Origin of the sequence: Paenibacillus sabinae T27 (assembly GCF_000612505.1) — a bacterium.
GTDB classification, from domain to species: domain Bacteria; phylum Bacillota; class Bacilli; order Paenibacillales; family Paenibacillaceae; genus Paenibacillus_AQ; species Paenibacillus_AQ sabinae.
Genome location: NZ_CP004078.1, coordinates 1,444,718 through 1,461,766, shown reverse-complemented (window position 1 = coordinate 1,461,766; position 17,049 = coordinate 1,444,718). Strand labels below are relative to the sequence as shown.

The 17,049-nt window shown below is 54.3% G+C and carries 19 protein-coding genes; 7 read left to right on the top strand and 12 right to left on the bottom strand.

The window, feature by feature from the left end:
- Nucleotides 1–76: 76 nt before the first annotated feature.
- On the top strand, nucleotides 77–619 hold the full coding sequence (locus PSAB_RS06725; RefSeq protein WP_420835624.1) for an acyl-CoA thioesterase: 543 nt from the start codon (nucleotides 77–79) through the stop codon (nucleotides 617–619).
- 93 nt (nucleotides 620–712) lie between these two features.
- Here the strand turns inward: PSAB_RS06725 and rplT are convergent, their stop codons facing one another.
- The 4 genes from rplT to PSAB_RS06705 all read right to left on the bottom strand — a co-directional run bounded on the left by rplT (nucleotide 713) and on the right by PSAB_RS06705 (nucleotide 3,366).
- Nucleotides 713–1,072, bottom strand: coding sequence for a 50S ribosomal protein L20 (rplT, locus tag PSAB_RS06720; protein ID WP_025333812.1), 360 nt, complete (start codon nucleotides 1,070–1,072; stop codon nucleotides 713–715).
- A 34-nt stretch (nucleotides 1,073–1,106) separates the two neighbouring features.
- A complete protein-coding gene (gene rpmI / locus PSAB_RS06715) occupies nucleotides 1,107–1,307 on the bottom strand; it encodes a 50S ribosomal protein L35 (RefSeq protein WP_025333811.1) in 201 nt (66 codons plus the stop codon).
- A gap of 31 nt (nucleotides 1,308–1,338) precedes the next feature.
- A complete protein-coding gene (gene infC / locus PSAB_RS06710; RefSeq protein WP_025333810.1) occupies nucleotides 1,339–1,836 on the bottom strand; it encodes a translation initiation factor IF-3 in 498 nt (165 codons plus the stop codon).
- Nucleotides 1,837–2,127: 291 nt separating this feature from the next.
- Nucleotides 2,128–3,366, bottom strand: coding sequence for a glycosyltransferase family 2 protein (locus tag PSAB_RS06705; protein WP_025333809.1), 1,239 nt, complete (start codon nucleotides 3,364–3,366; stop codon nucleotides 2,128–2,130).
- A 425-nt stretch (nucleotides 3,367–3,791) separates the two neighbouring features.
- Between PSAB_RS06705 and PSAB_RS06700 the strand changes: the two genes are divergently transcribed.
- Nucleotides 3,792–4,319, top strand: coding sequence for a phosphatase PAP2 family protein (locus tag PSAB_RS06700; protein WP_025333808.1), 528 nt, complete (start codon nucleotides 3,792–3,794; stop codon nucleotides 4,317–4,319).
- A gap of 383 nt (nucleotides 4,320–4,702) precedes the next feature.
- Here the strand turns inward: PSAB_RS06700 and trmB are convergent, their stop codons facing one another.
- Entirely contained in the window at nucleotides 4,703–5,416 is a 714-nt protein-coding gene (gene trmB, locus PSAB_RS06695; RefSeq protein WP_025333807.1) for a tRNA (guanosine(46)-N7)-methyltransferase TrmB, read from the bottom strand.
- A 241-nt stretch (nucleotides 5,417–5,657) separates the two neighbouring features.
- On the bottom strand, nucleotides 5,658–5,840 hold the full coding sequence (locus tag PSAB_RS06690; RefSeq protein ID WP_025333806.1) for a hypothetical protein: 183 nt from the start codon (nucleotides 5,838–5,840) through the stop codon (nucleotides 5,658–5,660).
- A 316-nt stretch (nucleotides 5,841–6,156) separates the two neighbouring features.
- Here PSAB_RS06690 and mnmL point away from each other — a divergent pair, with 316 nt between their 5' ends.
- The 4 genes from mnmL (at nucleotide 6,157) to PSAB_RS06670 (ending at nucleotide 9,766) form a co-directional block, all read left to right on the top strand.
- Entirely contained in the window at nucleotides 6,157–7,113 is a 957-nt protein-coding gene (gene mnmL, locus PSAB_RS06685) for a tRNA modification radical SAM protein MnmL/YtqA (protein ID WP_025333805.1), read from the top strand.
- Entirely contained in the window at nucleotides 7,113–7,724 is a 612-nt protein-coding gene (gene mnmM / locus PSAB_RS06680) for a tRNA 5-(aminomethyl)-2-thiouridylate-methyltransferase MnmM (RefSeq protein ID WP_025333804.1), read from the top strand. The genes mnmL and mnmM overlap by 1 nt, the downstream gene beginning before the upstream one ends.
- A 20-nt stretch (nucleotides 7,725–7,744) precedes the next feature.
- Nucleotides 7,745–8,713 (top strand): type I phosphomannose isomerase catalytic subunit, encoded by a 969-nt coding sequence (locus tag PSAB_RS06675; RefSeq protein WP_025333803.1) that lies wholly within the window; start codon nucleotides 7,745–7,747, stop codon nucleotides 8,711–8,713.
- A 99-nt stretch (nucleotides 8,714–8,812) separates the two neighbouring features.
- The gene (locus PSAB_RS06670) at nucleotides 8,813–9,766 is read left to right on the top strand and encodes an alpha/beta fold hydrolase (RefSeq protein ID WP_025333802.1); all 954 of its coding nucleotides are present in this window, start codon (nucleotides 8,813–8,815) and stop codon (nucleotides 9,764–9,766) included.
- Between the two features lie 76 nt (nucleotides 9,767–9,842).
- On the opposite strand, the gene PSAB_RS06665 is transcribed toward PSAB_RS06670, so the two are convergent.
- The 6 genes from PSAB_RS06665 to recQ form a co-directional block, all read right to left on the bottom strand.
- The gene (locus PSAB_RS06665) at nucleotides 9,843–10,637 is read right to left on the bottom strand and encodes a class I SAM-dependent methyltransferase (protein WP_025333801.1); all 795 of its coding nucleotides are present in this window, start codon (nucleotides 10,635–10,637) and stop codon (nucleotides 9,843–9,845) included.
- Nucleotides 10,638–10,722: 85 nt separating this feature from the next.
- Complete coding sequence (locus tag PSAB_RS06660) at nucleotides 10,723–10,977, bottom strand: hypothetical protein (protein ID WP_025333800.1); 255 nt, start codon at nucleotides 10,975–10,977, stop codon at nucleotides 10,723–10,725.
- Nucleotides 10,978–11,242: 265 nt separating this feature from the next.
- The gene (locus PSAB_RS06655; RefSeq protein WP_025333799.1) at nucleotides 11,243–11,833 is read right to left on the bottom strand and encodes a nucleotidyltransferase family protein; all 591 of its coding nucleotides are present in this window, start codon (nucleotides 11,831–11,833) and stop codon (nucleotides 11,243–11,245) included.
- Between the two features lie 7 nt (nucleotides 11,834–11,840).
- Complete coding sequence (locus tag PSAB_RS06650) at nucleotides 11,841–12,371, bottom strand: GNAT family N-acetyltransferase (protein WP_051529731.1); 531 nt, start codon at nucleotides 12,369–12,371, stop codon at nucleotides 11,841–11,843.
- A 77-nt stretch (nucleotides 12,372–12,448) separates the two neighbouring features.
- Nucleotides 12,449–14,335 carry a B12-binding domain-containing radical SAM protein gene (locus PSAB_RS06645; RefSeq protein ID WP_025333797.1) on the bottom strand — a complete coding sequence of 629 codons (1,887 nt, stop codon included), beginning with the start codon at nucleotides 14,333–14,335 and terminating at the stop codon, nucleotides 12,449–12,451.
- A gap of 15 nt (nucleotides 14,336–14,350) precedes the next feature.
- Nucleotides 14,351–16,195 (bottom strand): DNA helicase RecQ, encoded by a 1,845-nt coding sequence (recQ, locus tag PSAB_RS06640; protein WP_025333796.1) that lies wholly within the window; start codon nucleotides 16,193–16,195, stop codon nucleotides 14,351–14,353.
- 141 nt (nucleotides 16,196–16,336) lie between these two features.
- Between recQ and PSAB_RS06635 the strand changes: the two genes are divergently transcribed.
- Nucleotides 16,337–16,906 carry a TetR-like C-terminal domain-containing protein gene (locus tag PSAB_RS06635; protein WP_025333795.1) on the top strand — a complete coding sequence of 190 codons (570 nt, stop codon included), beginning with the start codon at nucleotides 16,337–16,339 and terminating at the stop codon, nucleotides 16,904–16,906.
- Nucleotides 16,907–17,049 lie beyond the last annotated feature (143 nt).

Sequence of the window (17,049 nt, the reverse complement as noted above, 5' to 3'; positions counted from 1 at the left end):
AATATAAATATTATTGCACAATCAAGCAAATTCTATTATTATATATCCTTATCATTCCAAGGAAAGGAAGCCGATTATGATGAGTGAATCGTCCCAGCCGGCAGCTCCGGCTTCAAAATACTGCCGGGAATCGCGCGTCTTTAAAACAGGCCGTGTCTTCCCCAACGATGTTAACAATCACCAAACCCTGTTCGGCGGGAAGCTGATGAGCAACATAGATGAAGTCGCCTCGATCTCCGCGATGCGCCACTGCCGATGCAACGTCGTCACCGCCTCCACCGACTCAGTTGACTTTCTGTCCCCGATCCGGCCTACCGACTCCTTCTGCTTCGAATCCTTTGTCTCCTGGACCGGACGAACCAGCATCGAAGTATTCGTGAAGGTCATCGCCGAAAATTTATATTCAGGCGAGCGCACCGTTGCGGCCACTTCCTTTCTTACCTTTGTGGCTATCGGACCTGACGGAAGCCCTGCTCCCGTACCCAAAGTGATCCCCGAAACAGACGAGGAGAAGCTTGTCAGCGATTTGGCGGAGGAACGTTCGGAGCAGCGAAAGGTCAGACGCGCCGCCAGCAAGAAGCTCGCTGGTCAGCTAATTACAACGAAGTACTGGGAGTAGTCTGCTTCCGCTATCTCCTCAAAAGTTCGCGCAAAAAAGCACCGCTGCACGGGAACCCCGGGCAGCGGTGCTTCTTAACATATAGAGCCGTTCTTACGCGTTGATTTTCTCTTTGGCTACGGTAGCCAGCGAGTTGAACGCGTTCAGATCGTTAACAGCGAGATCGGCCAGCATTTTGCGGTTGATGTCCACTCCGGCCAGCTTCAGACCATGTACGAGCTTGTTGTAGGACAGGCCGTTCAGACGGGCTGCAGCGTTGATACGAACGATCCACAGTCTGCGGAAGTTGCGTTTTGTTTGACGACGGTCGCGGTATGCGTATACCAACGATTTCATTACTTGTTCTTTAGCAGTTTTGAAAATGCGGTGTTTCGAACCGAAGTAACCTTTTGCCAGTTTCAGTACCTTTTTATGTTTACGGCGTACGACGAAGCCGCCCTTAACTCTTGCCATATTAATAAACCTCCCAAAAATTGTGTTATAAAAACTATTTCAAGTTAGCCAGACCTTGCTTCAGGCGTCTTACGTCGCCAGGTGCCATTACAGGGTTGGTTCCCAGAACCCGCTTAGCGCGCTTGGACTTGTGGGACAACAGATGGTTTTTGTAAGCTTTGTAACGCTTTACTTTACCTGTTCCGGTAATTTTGAAGCGGCCTTTCAGGCTGCTGTGGGTTTTCATTTTAGGCATGGTGTTTCCTCCTTAATAATTATGCTGCTTGTTAAGATGATTTGGGTGCCAGAATCATAATCATGCTGCGGCCTTCAAGCTTGGGCTGGCGTTCCACAACGGAAATTTCGGCCACTTCCAATTTGACGCGCTCCAGAATTTTCTGGCCGATGTTCGCGTGGGTAATTTCGCGTCCGCGGAAGCGGACGGAGCATTTCACCTTGTCGCCCTCATTCAGAAACTTGACTACATTGCGGAACTTGGTCTGATAATCATGCTCCTCAATGTTCGCGCGGAACCAGACTTCCTTGATGTCCACGATCTTCTGGTTCTTGCGGGCTTCCTTCTCTTTCTTCTGCTGCTCATAACGGAACTTCCCGTAATCCATGATGCGGCATACCGGCGGTTTCGCTTGCGGCGCTACATTGACTAAATCCAGATTAAGATCTATTGCCATTTGCAACGCTTCGCGGATCGGTTTAATCCCGATTTGTTCTCCTTCCGCACCAACCAAACGGACTTCTTTCGCCCGAATCTCATCATTGATCATATGGTCCTTACTGATAATTCTCCACCTCCGGATCTGATTGGCTATAGATATAACAGCTTCTTCCCATTAAAAAACGGGCTGCCGGAATTTACCGACAACCCGTTTGATCAACGTTCATGAACGAACCGCATTCATAAAGCATTGAGATCAAAACCAGCCGGCTTAAAGCCGATCAGGTGAGAAGCCGGTGCTTCTGCTTATAATCTCCGACATATTTAGCACACTTGAATACTATACAATATTTAGCACAGTGATGTCAACCATTAATCTGGCGACTTTCAAATGCAGGCGCTAGCCCTGCTTGCTTTGAACTTCCTCCAGGCGAACGACGCGCGTATGCTTGGTATGGCTCCACTGCTTGTTGTTTTGCGTAAAGAACGCGTAGAACGTAATCGGATACCATGAAATCAGGTAAATCGGAAAGACCAGCATATAAGCATACACCTTCTTGAACGTTACCTTCTCGAGAATCATCGATATAAAGAAGGTGAAGATGTTAGCGCCGATAGCGGCATAGCTCAGCCACAAAGGCAAGTGGCCGTACAGGTTGGAGATATGCGGCCCGTCAAGCAGTGAGCTGTCGATCCACATGACCGCGGTCATCAGGAACGTAAGGAGCACAATGTATACGTTCGCGCCGTACAGGGCCAGGTCGAACTTGGTCAGGCTCCGCTCTTTGATGCTCTGCCACAGCAGAGGGAAGAAATAGCGGCGGGCGACGGTAAAGTGTCCTTGCATCCAGCGAAGCCTCTGTCTGGATGAGGCCTTGAACGTGAGCGGCTTCTCGTCAAACACCTTGGCATCGTAGTTGAATACGGGATATACGCCCTTCGACGCGCTGCGCATGGTGAACTCCAGGTCCTCAACAAGACTGGTGGCTCCCCAGCCCATTTCCTTGAGCAGGTTCGTTTCGAAGCACATGCCCGTTCCGCCCAGGAAGTTGGCCATTCCAAGATTGTGTCGGGACAACTGCCACAAACGGTTAATATACCAGTAGGAGATGCCGTAGGCTGCGGTGATCCAGGAGTCCTCGGGATTCTTGGTGTCGATGTAGCCCTGGATGACTTTGGCGCCGGCGCAAAGATCGTTGTTCATCTCCATCAGGAAGTCGGTGTGGGCCAGATTGTCCGCGTCGAACATCACGACGGCATCGTATTGGCGCGGCATTTCCCACAGGTTCGCCAGCATCCACTCGATGGCGTAGCCTTTGCCTCTCAGATTATTGTTGGTGCGGACGCAGGCATTCATGCCGTGCTCGCGGACTATTCGTGCCGTAGCGTCCGTACAGTTATCGCAAATGACGAATACGTCGTAAAGCTCTTTCGGATAATTCAGCTGCTTCAAATTTTCCATCAGCGCTCCGACCACTTCTTGTTCGTTATGCGCAGCGACGAGTACCGCAAATGATTTCTGCGGCTGGACAAGCTCTTTTTTCTTCTTTCTGCGCAGTCCGAAGAGCGAGAATCCAAACTGATAAATTGCGATCAACGCCAAGATCACTTGGAGCGTTACAAAAATTGCATCTGTCATGATCCTTTGATGCCCCCTTTTTTTGGTTCAGGTTCTTTTTGTCTTTGACCTTTTGAACTGTGGTTAATGACCCTTTTGCTGCAGGCTTGAACGCCTGGCGTACATCGCTTCGATGTCCAAGCGGTTATTCCCGGCGGGCTTATCCTTTTTTATATATGCCGTCGATATGGAATTTCTGCCCAGCGTCCCTGACTTTACAAAACGCTTGATTTTCTCTGTTACCATATAAACGTGGAAAGGCCGCTTGAATCATTGTACGGCTTAATGGCACTCTAAGTCAAAGCTGTCATTTTTCGCGCAAAACCGACCTTTTTCTTGAAATCGGTTTGTGCAAAAAAGTATGATGAGGGTAGTTGTACAGGCAAAAGCGGGTTATCCTAATCAAGGCCGGTCATCCGGCTGCCGTTACAAACGGAGGGACCACTATGAGACCTAAAATGTTAAAATTGCTTACTGCAGAGCAGCGCCTGTTTCACTGGATCAACGGGCGGCTGCACAACCGTCACTTGAATTTCTGGCTCTTTTATCTGACCCATCTGGGCGGAGCTACGGCCAGCATCGGAATCAGTCTTCTGGTATGGGGAATTGCCCCGCATACGCTGAAGCTGCCCGCCCAGCAGGCGCTGATCGCCCTGGCCGTCAGCCATCTTCCGGTCGCTGTCGCCAAAAGGCTGTATCCCCGGGTGCGTCCTTACCTGGCGCTGCCCGGAACGAATACGTTCCGCAATCCGCTCAAAGACCATTCGTTCCCGTCCGGGCATACGACGGCTATCTTCGCTTCCGTTGTGCCTTATATCGCAGCTTTTCCCGTTCTGGCTTTCATCCTGCTGCCGATTGCCCTTACTGTGGGATTCTCGCGGATTTATCTTGGACTCCATTATCCCTCCGATGTGGCGGCCGGCGCTTTGATCGGCACAGCCGTTGCCGCAGGAACGGTTACCTTGTGGAGTTAGGACCGCGTCAAGCCGGGCTGTGCACCGGGGCAGATATAGTCATTCTTACCACGCTTGCCTTGGATTGGTTTTTTTATACCCGGGAGGCAAAAATAGTCCGCCGGTATGAGCCTGGCACCGCGAACGCTTTTCCAAGAAGAAACGCCCGACGGCGTCTTTTTAAGACGCAGATGCGTTTCTCGTAGAAATATAAGTCAAAATGATAAGCGCCCGGCTTATACATTCTTATATTTTCAAAAAAACCGGGGCGAAACGCCCCGATTCATATCCTTTGGGAGACATCAAAAGAGGGTTCTGCCGGCATAAGCTGAAAGACCCTCTTTTTGTCATGGAAATGCGGTGTCCCGGCGGAGTTTATGGGTGTTCCATCAGCGCCTTGCCGGTTACAGTCTATATTTGTCCAAACGTGCGGCTTGATAACGTTCCAGCGCTTCCGTTCCAACAATCGCTTCGCAGCGGTGGATGTGAACGCCCTGGCCGACGAACTTGGTTTCATACTCGGTCATGACATGCTCTTCGTTAATGCCTCCCGCGTGGAGATCAAGCGAAATGTTCGTCATCTGCAGGCCGAAGTCGGCAAAGGAATTCAGGGAAAATTCGAACAGGCTGCGCGAATCTGTCTTCAAATGAATCTCTCCCAGCGAGCCAAGCAGCCCGCGATATTTGTGCAGGAACCGGGGATGCGTCAATCTGCGGCGGGCATGCTTCGACTTCGGCCACGGATCGCTGAAGTTCAAATAAATCCGTTGAAGCTCTCCCTCGGCGAACACTTCCTCCGCATATTCGATATTGGCCAGCGCAAGCTTTAGATTCGGCGGGGTCTCCACTCCCTCCGGCTCCCAAGCGATACGGGCTTTTTCCGCGCCGCGGCGGATCAGCTCATCGTACATATCGACGCCGATGAAATTGATCTCCGGGTACTTGCGGCTCATCTGGCTGATGAACTGGCCTTTCCCCATTCCGAACTCGACATAAATCGGGCGGTCGTTTCCAAAAAAATCGGACCATTGTCCTTTGTGGCTGCGAGCGTCGAGCACGACCAGATCGGTCTGCTGCTCCAGACTTTCGCGTATTCCTTTTCTTCCGCGTAAACGCATGTTTACTCCTTTCAATTTGAGCAAAATTTAGCCATGAAGAAACGCCTCGAATCGGTTACTGGGCATTTCGGTTCATTCCCTGTCAACTGCAATATTGTGCCTAACTTGCCGCCAAAAGTAAAGATGAAAAAAGCGAAAAAGAAAAAGGAATTTCCCGATCTCCCGCCTAAAGCGAAAGCATGAGGAAATTCCTTCTCTGTTGTATTTGGAATTGGGGTCCCTAATTTCAACAACTCATAGTCTATCTTGCTTCGGAGTTAAAATCAAATGTCTTCTCGAAAGCATTGCGAATTTTGCGCTGCGCTTCCGTCTTGATCTTCGGATTCCCTTTAAATTCCACGCCCGTAAGCGCAAGAGCCTCGTCGGGAGTCAGCTGGACATCGATCGGACCTCTGCTTTCAGGATGTACGGCTTGAGAATTCATGTTTGATCACCTCACGGTTAATATAATTGACCACGGCGACAAGAGATTAATGAATTCCTTCATTGATTCCGGCCTTCCGGCCGGGTAACGATGAAGCGTTTTTACACTTAGAATATAACATGGCGTGTAAGTATTTTCAAGCCAATTTCCTCGTTCTTCCGGCCTATTTTTGGCCTGCCTGCCAACCGGTTTTGACTGCGCTAACCATCGGCTTTTTTGCCCAATCGCCCGGGGACCCGGTCCGGTTACGTTCTACCCCGATTTTTGATACAATGAACTCGTGTAACATGATTACTTGCAATTAAAGGAGACATCCATGACTATACTTGAAGTCCCTTCTGCAGCCTTGCTGTGGGGAGATAAACGTTTTCATACCTGGAATTACGAAATGCGCGAGCAGTTTGGCGACAAAGTGTTCAAAGTTATGCTCGACGCCGGCTTTACCTGCCCCAACCGCGACGGCTCCATTGCCAAGGGAGGCTGCACGTTTTGCAGCGCAAGAGGCTCGGGAGATTTCGCCGGAAGCCGGCGTGACGATCTGGTGACCCAGTTCGGAAGCGTCCGCGACCGCCAGCATCTGAAGTGGCCGAACGCCAAGTATATCGGCTATTTCCAGGCCTATACCAACACTTACGCGCCGGTCGAGGAACTGCGGGAGTATTACGAGGTTATCCTTGAGCAGCCCGGAGTCGTCGGTTTGTCCATCGCCACCCGTCCCGACTGCCTGCCGGATGATGTTGTCGATTATCTGGCGGAATTGAACGAACGGACGTATCTGTGGGTGGAAATGGGATTGCAGACGATCCACGAGTCCACCTCGCGGCTCATTAACCGGGCGCATGATACAGAGTGCTATTACGAGGCTGTAGAGAAGCTGCGCAGCCGCGGCATCCGGGTCTGCACGCACATTATCCACGGCCTCCCGCAGGAAACCCACGAAATGATGCTCGAAACGGTGTCCGCCGTATCGCAGATGGATGTGCAGGGCATCAAAATCCATCTTCTGCATCTGATGCGTAAAACGCCGATGGTCAAGCAGTACGAGGCGGGGCTGCTGCGGTTCCTGGAGCAGGACGAATATGTGAAGCTTATCGCCGACTCGCTGGAAATGCTGCCGCCTGAAATGATTGTGCACCGCCTGACCGGTGACGCTCCTCGCGATCTGCTGATCGGGCCGATGTGGAGCCTCAAGAAATGGGAAGTGCTTAACGCAATCGACAATGAGCTGGTGCGCAGGGATACCTGGCAGGGTAAGTATTGGAGAAAGCGCTGATGGGCTTCCTATCCGTCCTGAGCTTCGCTCATAAAATGGTGCAAGAGCGCCTTTCCCCCGGCGATCGCGCCGTGGATGCCACGGTTGGAACCGGCGCGGACACGCTGTTCCTGACCAAGGCGGTTGGGCCAAGAGGCGAGGTCTACGGCTTTGATATCCAGCCCGAGTCTTTGAGGCTAGCCGAAGAGCGGCTGAGCCGCGCCAGAGAGGAAGAAAGGAACGCCCTCGCTCCTTCCACGCTTCTGCTAAAGAGCCATGCCGCGATGGCCGAAGAGTTACCCCCGTCATGGCGAGGCAGCGTCGGAGCCGTCATGTTCAACTTCGGCTATCTTCCCTCGGATGATGCGGACAAGAGTGTGATCACTCTGCCAGACAGCTCGGTTGCTGCGCTGGAAGCCTCCGTCGGGCTTCTCCGGCCGGGCGGGATCGTAACGGCGGTTCTGTACCCTGGACATCCCGGCGGAGAGCTGGAGGCGGAAGCAGTCATGGCCTGGGCGTCCTCCGTTCCGCAGCAGACGGCAAGCGCCATCGTGTACCGCCAGCTTCAGCGCAAGACGGCGCCCTATGTTATCGCGCTTGAGAAAAAGAAGGGACTGGATTCCCAAATTTGAATTGGAGAGGAAGATGAACCATGACTTTGCCGTACCCTTTAAAATTTCAACCGGAATTCAAAGAACGGGTCTGGGGCGGACGAGCCCTGGAGAAGTTCGGTCTTGACCTGCCCGAAGGCCATATCGGTGAAGGCTGGATGATTGCCGACCACCCGAACGGAACCTCTGCCGTCGTGAACGGCGAACTCGCGGGCAAAGGCCTGGACGAGATCCGCGAAGCTTACGGGCGTGAATGGTTCGGCAGCAAAGGCCATTCGGAAGCAAGCGGAAGATTCCCTCTCCTGATCAAGCTGCTGGACTGCAACGACAACCTGTCCGTTCAGGTTCATCCCACCGACGACTACGAGCGACTGCCCAAGGGCGAGCTAGGGAAGACTGAAATGTGGTACGTGCTTGAAGCCGAGCCTGGCGCCAAAATCATCTACGGCCTTAAGGAAGGCGTGAACCGCGAAAGTCTGCGGCAAGCACTGGAAGACGGCTCGGTCATGGAACTCCTTCAGGAGGTGCCGGTTTCGGCAGGGGATACGTTCTATATTCCGGCCGGAACGGTGCATGCCCTCTGCGCGGGCGTCGTCGTTGCGGAAATCCAGCAGAACTCCGACACTACATACCGGATCTACGACTACGACCGGCCCGGCCTGGACGGCAAGCCCCGCGAGCTGCATATCGAGGATTCGCTGAACGTCACCGCTTACGAAGGCGCGGGGGCGACTTCCATGAAGACGGACGGCGCGGTGCCCGGAGAATGGCTGCGTCTGGCGGTGTCGCCTTATTTTATCGTGGAAAAAGGCATTGTAAACGGCAGCTGGGGCCTTGAAACCAATCCGGAGAGCTTTACGGTGCTGGTTGTCTGCGAAGGAAGCGGGCACCTCTTATGGGAGGGCGGCTCCCAGCCGTATTCGGCGGGCGAATGCTATCTGCTCCCGGCCAATCTCGGCGCCTATACCATTGAAGGGCAGGCCACCCTGCTTCGCTCGTATTTGCCTTAAAATTGATTCGGCCTCATAGGCGGCGCTCCCGGTGTGCATATTGAAGCTTCTCCCGATCCGACCCCGCAGCTGCCGCTTGTTTAATAGGAGGAACAACCGGTGACAGAACATACCTTTACAATGACCGATCCTCTCGGCGTCCCGATCCACGTCTATGAATGGCTGCCCGAGGCCGAAAGCCCTATCCGGGGTATCGTTCAGATCTCGCACGGTATGTGCGAGACGGCAGCCAGATACGTCCGAGTGGCAGGCCGGTTGAACGCCGCGGGCTACGCAGTGTATGCGGGAGACCATAGGGGACATGGCAAGACAGCCGGAAGAATCGATCTGCTCGGCGATGCTGGATGCGACGGCTTCTACTGGATGCGCCGCAACCTTCTTCAGATTGGCGCCATCGCGTCAGGCAAGCATCCGGGACTCCCCATTTTTCTGCTCGGGCACAGCATGGGCTCGTTTCTTACCCAGAAGCTGATGTGCGAGCCGGGGAGCGAAAGATATGCGGGCTATATTTTGAGCGGGAGCAACGGCCCCCGCGGGATGCTTCGGCTCGGAGAGGCGCTGGCCAGGGCTCAGCTGGCGCTTAAGGGCGAACAGCATCGCAGCGTGCTGTTGAACAGCATCGTATTCGGCGGCAATAACCGCTCCTTCTCCCTTGTCCGCACAGCCTTCGATTGGCTGAGCAGCGACAATGCGGAGGTCGACAGCTTCATATCCGACCCGTTCTGCGGGGCGATCTGCACGACCCGGTTCTTCCGGGATTTCTTCAGGCTGCTGCAGGATATCCATTCCAAAGCCGTGCTGGGCTCGCTGTGCAAAGACAAGCCGGTCTATTTGTTCTCCGGCGAGAAGGACCCGGTCGGCTTGAACGGCAAGGGAATTCTTCGTCTGGCTGAGCTGTACCGGAGGCTGGGCGTGAGTGATCTGGAGGTGCGGCTGTACCCGGACGGCCGGCATGAAATGCTGAATGAGCGGAACCGCGGCGAGGTGATGGACGATCTGCTCGATTGGCTGATCCGCCACCTCCCCGCCGGACGAGGCCTCCTTCGAACGTAACAGAAATACCGCCATAAACGGTAAAGACAGGCCCCTCCGCACCCGAAGGCGGACCTGTCTTTTTTTGCGCGTGCTGCTATTTTCGTCCCACATACAAGCCGTGGTTGCTGATTCCCAGAATGGACGGCTCGGAGCAGGTTCTTAGGTGATAATTTACCCAGGAGTCGAACTGTTCCTTGTTGAACCGGTTAACGGTATCCTTCATGATTACGCCTATCCCGTCGGCTGCCGCATGGTCCAGCTTGCTTACTCCTTGTTCACCGAGCAATTGCTCGATTTCTTCAGGTGTATGGAAATACGCATCTGTCCAAAAGCAGTCCTCATCCGCCGAACTGATTCCGCCCTGCTCCAGAAATTTCGCCACCCACTGGTCGGTCAGATAGCCGGAGTTGCTCTTAACGAGGTAGGGGAGTATAAAAAACTTGTTGATATAGGCGACGGCCAAAACCCCTCCAGGCCTCAGCACCCTCAGACATTCGCTTATGCACTTGCGCTGATCCGTCTGATCTGTGAGATGATACATCGGCCCCAGACAAAAAACGGCGTCAAAGCTGCCCGGCTTAAACTTGGAGAGATCCGTCGCATCCGCCCGTTCGGCGATTATATTCGAATAGCCTCCACTTGTGATCTTGTCCTGGATGATCTCAACATGCTTAGGCGAAAGATCGGTCGAGACAACCGGAAGGCCTTTTTCCGCATAATAAAAAGAATAAATCCCCGTCCCGGCGCCAACGTCCAGTATTTGATGATCTTTCGATATGTACTTGTCCAGGACATGCACAGTCGTGATAAACTCAAGCCTCCCGGTATTGTCCCTAACCAGTCTGGAAGCCTCATCATAGCCGTCATAGTAACGAATTACCGATTCCAACCAACCGCCTCCCCCTGAAAAAAGCTAAAACGGGCATCTCCCTGCGCCGCCCCTTTACCCATCGCCAATCTTTTGCAAAAGCGGGCTACTTCGTTTTTTTACGTCTTACCCGGTTGTATTTTCTCCTGCGGATACGGATCACGCATACCTTGCTGGAAGTGTGATAGACCAGCTTTCCGGGTCCGGCCTGATTGAATTCCGTACGTGCGTCTTCGTCGGCAACAGCGCGAATCGGCTCGACCTTGTCGATAAATCTTCGGGTGCCTTCCTGATGATATTCAAGGACGGAAAACAAAACATACTGGTTGGGAAACAGCTGTCTCATTTCTAACCATTCCATCCCGTCTTCCCCTCCTTGTTCGGGTGGCTCATTTTCGCTTTCGGTGCATGCGCTGAGCTCTGCAATCTCGCTTAAAGTTGAAGACAGTTTACCACCTTTTGGACAACTTTACAGCTTTAAAAATAGATTATATCCAAGAACAGGTAACACAAGATATACTCCGCTTTATATCAAAGGGGGGATGAATGTGGACGATAAAAGAGAGGATCTGCGGCAAATTCTGGATTACTACAACGCGGGTATGGCAAGAAGCCGGAAGCAACGGCTAGGTCCGCCACGGAAGAACGGTGAGCTCGGGCCACCTGCTCCTCCACTTCTCCGCCTTGGCGTAATACGTGCTTTCCGTCACCAGAGTCTTGTTTGGCCTTACAATCAGCCGGAACAAGTCCTCCAGGCCGAAAGGCGCGTAAATCCGCCAGATACCGTCCGCCTCCTTACGAACGCCTAGCGAAGTGGCCGTCGTAGGCCAGCTATCGATCGCCGCCTCAAGAGAAACGTAAGGCGTAAGGCCAACGCCGAACCTTTCGGGATACCACAGGTGAACGCGGGCCTGATTCTTGATATCGACAGGAAAAGGAAGCTTAGCGAAAAGACGTTTCCCCCGCTCTACCACCTTGTTCTCCGCTTCATAGCTTAGGTCCGTGCTATCAAAATAGACGATATCAATATCCGAGATTCCGTACAGCGGCGGTCTGCCCGTAAGCTCGTTCCAGACCGTCTGCACCAGGCACCCCGCTCCGATATAGTACGGATGATGCGGAGCAAGGCTTCCCGCCCGTTCGAACAACTCCCCCAACCAACCGCTCTCTTCAAAAATGCCGGTCAGCCGGTCCCGAAGCTCCTGCGTTTCGATCATCGCTAAGCTATTCCTCCCCGTGAGATCTGCGGGCATGGACAACGTTATCTGCGCCTACCAACGGGTATTGCAATATTTTTTGCGGCCCTTTGGGGCCCATCCGCCGCAGACCGTTGTCCTGAAAACCCGCTGTCATGTAAAGCCGAAGCGCCGAGCTATTCTCTTCATTTACGCTCAGCACGACTTCATCCGTACCAGGGTACACGGTGCTGACGAACGAAGGCAGCAGTCTGAGCGCCGCCGTCGCGTAGCCTTTCCCCTGGCTGGCGTAATCAATGAGGAATGCGCGAAACAGCATCGCCCGGGAACCGCCCCTGTAAACATCGGCAATTCCGTCCCAGCCATGCAGCACAAAGAATCCCACGGCCGTATCTCCGTCCAGAATAACTGTTGGATGCCGGTTAACGTCCCGCAGGGCGGGTTCCAGCGTATCAGCGGGCATTCCCGTGAACTCCTCCTGCTCCTTCGGAAGGAAGAACGCAAGCAGGCTTTCCTTGAATTTATCTTCATACTCGGCCAGTCGAACCGAACCGCTCATCGGCATGAAGCCTCCTTTTGTTCCCTTAACTTGGCTTTGCAAGTGAATGGAAAGTGCTCTTAAGCCGCCCCCTCCGCCTACTGGAGAACCCGCTGAACGGGCAGATCATATACTCTCGGCTTCTGGCTCTCATCCTGCTGGTACAGCACAAGCAGCAAGGTACTTTCGCCGTCCTGCGGAGGCGTTCCAGTGTCCGGTGAGCCGGTACCTTCGGCGCCGCTTGCTCCCGCCCGCAGTCCGCTGCTGGAAGACAGCACCCGTGTCAGCGAGAACGGCAAAATCTCCAGCGCCGCGTATTTTTGCAGCTCCCGCTCGTTGATTCCCGCCGTCGGCATTTCCCCCGCCGGAGCTCCTGCAGCCAAATTCTCTGCCGTTTCGCCGGACACCGCAGCCAAGGTCCAAGGGTCGTCAAGAAGCTGAGGCCGCTCGGCGATCTCTCGGAGATAGCGTCCCCATTCGTTTTTGCCAAGGACCGGCTCCCACCACACCTTGCGCGGCTTGTACTTGTGGCCAAGGAAATAATCGAGCTTCATGAGGCCCGTGATGACCTCCATCTCCGGCGTGCCGCGCTCCAGCAGAAATTCGTTCAGCCGGGTGAACAGATCCTCCAGCTGATGCCCGATCTTTTGCCAGCCCCGCGCTTCCCAGTAATCGCCGAACTCCTGAAAGAAATCGAACGGAGACGCAAAAATATGGCGGAATAAATACTTGACGGTATGGTCGATCCGGTGGCTGTTCCAGTATTTTTCCAGCACATCCTCCAGCCGCTTCAACCGCACGATGTCCGAGAACGGCATCACATGGCTGCTCAAAATTTCATACGGCGCATGCTCCATGTAGACATAGTCATACTTGGCAGCCTGGGCGCGCAGTCCGGTGCCTCGCAGCATTTTGAGAAATCCGAGCTGAAGCTCCTCCGGCTCCATAGCGAACACGTCGTTGAACGTTTTGCGGAATGTCGCATAATCCTCCATCGGCAGCCCCGCGATCAGATCGAGATGCTGGTCGATATTGCCGCTCTCCTTGATTTTCAATACCGTGCGGGACAGCTTGGCAAAGTTCTGGCGCCGCTTGACCAGCTCGTTCGTCTCGTCATTTGTGGACTGCACGCCGATTTCGAAGCGGAAAATGCCGGGGGGCGCATGGTTCGCCAGAAAATCCAGCACCTCGGGGCGCATAATGTCAGCGGTAATCTCAAACTGGAAGACGCAGCCGCCGTGGTTGTCAATCAGGAACCGGAACATTTCCAGCGCGTACTCGCGGTTGATGTTGAAGGTGCGGTCGAGGAACTTGATCGTTTTGGCTCCATTTTTAATCAAATACAGCAGATCCGCTTTGACCCGCTCGATATCGTAATACCGGACACCCACCTCAATGCTGGACAGACAGAACTGGCAGTTGAACGGGCAGCCCCGGCTGGTTTCGAAATAGGTGATTCTTTTGCCCAAATCCTGAAGATCCTCCGGAAAACGATGCGGCGTAGGCAGCGTGTTCAAATCGCTCTTCGGACGCGGAGGGTTGACGATCACCTCTTCTCCCTTGCGGTAAGCCGCCCCGTACACAAAATGGAACTTTCGCCCGTCCCGCAGCTCCTGCAGCAGATGATGGAACGTCTCTTCCCCGTCGCCGCAGACGATGAAGTCAATGCCCGGCTCGCGGTTCATCCAGTATAGCGGCTCATATGACACTTCCGGGCCCCCGAGGACGATGGAGACATCCGGCATGATTTTCTTCAGGATGCCGATCAGCTTGACCGTCTCTTCGATGTTCCAGATGTAGCAGGAGAAGCCGATCACATCGGGCGCTTGCCCAAACAAATCCGAGGCGATGTTCATCACCGGGTCCTTGATCGTGTATTCCGACAGACGGATGTCGAACTCATGCTGACTGTAGGCTTTGAGCAGGCGGATGGCCAGCGAGGTGTGGATATACTTGGCGTTCAGTGTGGCCAGGACGACCTTCATGCTGCGATAACCCCTTTACATTTCATTGGAATACAGTTCGCTTTGAAAAAAATCCAGAAATTCCTTCCCGTACTTCCGGTATTTCACTTCCCCGACGCCCTTTACCTTCATCATTTCTTCTTCCGTCTGCGGACATACCACGCTCATCTCGCGCAGCGTCGCGTCGTTGAAAATAATATATGACGGCACATGCTCCCGGCCCGCCAGCTCGCGGCGGATCAGGCGCAGCTGCTCGAACACCGTCTCGTTGACCGCCGACGGCGAGAGGTCACGGCTGCGGCTGCGGTCCCTGCCGCCGGCGGAGGACCTGGCCGGCCGGGCGACGCGCTGCAGCACCTGCTGCTGCCCGCGCAGCACCTCGGCGGCCGGCTGCTGGAGCCGCACAACCGGGTACTGGCCTTCGGACAAGGCCAGATAGCCTTCGGAAATCAGCACATTGACGATTTCCGTAATTTCCTTCTCGGTGCGGCCGGACATGGCGCCGTGGGTCGGCAGCTTGTCGAAGCCGTACTGCAGCACCTTCTGGCTGCGGGAGCCCTTCAGCACGGACGACACCAGCGCCACGCCGAAGCGCTCGCGCATCCGGTGGATGCAGGAGAAGATCTTCTGCGCGTCGATCGTCATATCGACGAGCTCGCGCTCGTCCGTACAGGAGCTGCAAATGCCGCACGGCTTGTCCCCGTGGGCCTCGCCGAAGTAGTCCAGCATCGCGCTTCGCAGGCAGCGCGTCGTATAGCAGTAATCGATCATCTGCTGAAGCTTTCGGTAATCATTCTGCTTGCGATCGGAGTCCTGCGGATTCTGCTCGATCAGGAACTTCTGCGTCATGATATCCTGCGCGCTGAACAGCAGGATACACTGGCTCGGCTCGCCGTCACGGCCCGCGCGGCCCGCTTCCTGCACATAGGCCTCCATATTCTTCGGCATATTGTAATGGATGACATACCGCACATTCGACTTGTCGATCCCCATACCGAAGGCGTTGGTCGCGACCATGACGCGGATATCGTCGTACAGAAATGCCTCCTGACTCTCGGCCCGTTCCTCGTCGCTCATGCCGGCATGGTAGCGGCCGGCCGCGAATCCGGCATTCCGCAGACGCTGGTACAGATCGTCGACGTCCTTGCGGGTAGCCGCGTACACGATCCCCGGCTGGTGGGCGTGCGAAGCGGCATACTCCAGCACGTACTCCTTCTTGTTCTCGCCCCGCAGCACCGACATCGCCAGATTGTCGCGGCCAAGGCCCGTCACGAAGACGCCCGGATCGCGCAGCCGGAGCAGCCTCCGCATATCCTCCATAACCTCGGGCGTCGCCGTCGCCGTGAAGGCCGCCAGAATCGGCCGCTCGGGAAGCTCCTCCACAAACGGCGACACCGCCAGGTAGCTGGTGCGGAAATCATGGCCCCACTGCGAGACGCAGTGCGCCTCGTCCACCGCGACGCAGGAAATGGACAGTCCCGCCATCTCGAGGCGGAACCAATCCAGCTCCAGCCGCTCGGGCGCGACGTAGAGCAGCTTCAGCTCGCCCCGGCGGGCGGCGCGGATGCGGTCGTTCACCTCTTTGCCGGTTAGGGTGCTGTTGATATAAGCGGCGGAAATGCCCGCCGCCGTCAGCGCGTCGACCTGATCCTTCATTAGAGAGATCAGCGGCGACACGACGAGCGTCAGGCCCGGGAGCAGCAGCGCCGGCACCTGATAGCAGATCGATTTGCCGCCGCCGGTCGGCATAATGCCGAGCGTGTCGCGGCCCTCCAAGAGGCTCGCGACGATTTTTTTCTGGCCTTCCCGGAAATCGGGATAGCCGTAATATTTTTGCAGCATTTCCTGCGCATGTTCCATCGTAAGTTCCTGAGGATTCATAAAGATCAATGCTCCTTACAAAGCTTTCTTCCTTTAGTTTACCGGACTTTGCCGCGGAGGGGCAACCATGCGGAACAAGTGAAGCTTGTCTGTTTATTTTCGAACGGTCCAAAGTTAAGATGAGAGCAAGAGGTGACAAAGATGTCCAATTCCCTGCTGACAAAGAAAGCGTTGGCTCATAGTCTCAAAAAACGGATGGAACATACCCCGCTAAATAAAATCTCTGTAAAACAGCTGGTGGACGATTGCGGGCTGAACCGTCAGACGTTTTACTACCATTTTCACGATATTTTCGAGCTGCTGGGCTGGATCTACCAGAAAGAGGCTGTAGACGGGATTGCCGATTACAGGGGCTACAGCACATGGACGGAAGGATTCTATAAAATATTTCTCTATATTGTGAACAACCGCGCGTTCTGTCTCAATACGCTGGAATCGCTTGGGAGAAACCATCTGGACGCCTACCTTTACTCCGTTACGAATGATCTTATTATGGGCGTAATTAATGAATTGGCCGCCGGTATGCGGGTGGACGAGGATGAGAAGCAATTTATCGCCAATTTCTATACGCTGGCGTTTACCGGCCTGCTTATCCAATGGATGAGAGACGGCATGAAGGAAAGCCCGAAGCTCATTATTGAACGGCTGAGCGTACTCCTTGAAGGACATTTTATGACAGCTCTGCATAAATACGAGAAGCAGCCGTCTTAGCCTCCGGGCCGGGATGGCTATTTGAATTGCGAACCTCCGGGAATTCTGTCGCAAAACTCTACATTTCCGCTCAAGTGACCAATTTTTATACACTCGGCGGGGATTGACGATACCATTGCGCAGCGGGCATGGATTACATTGAA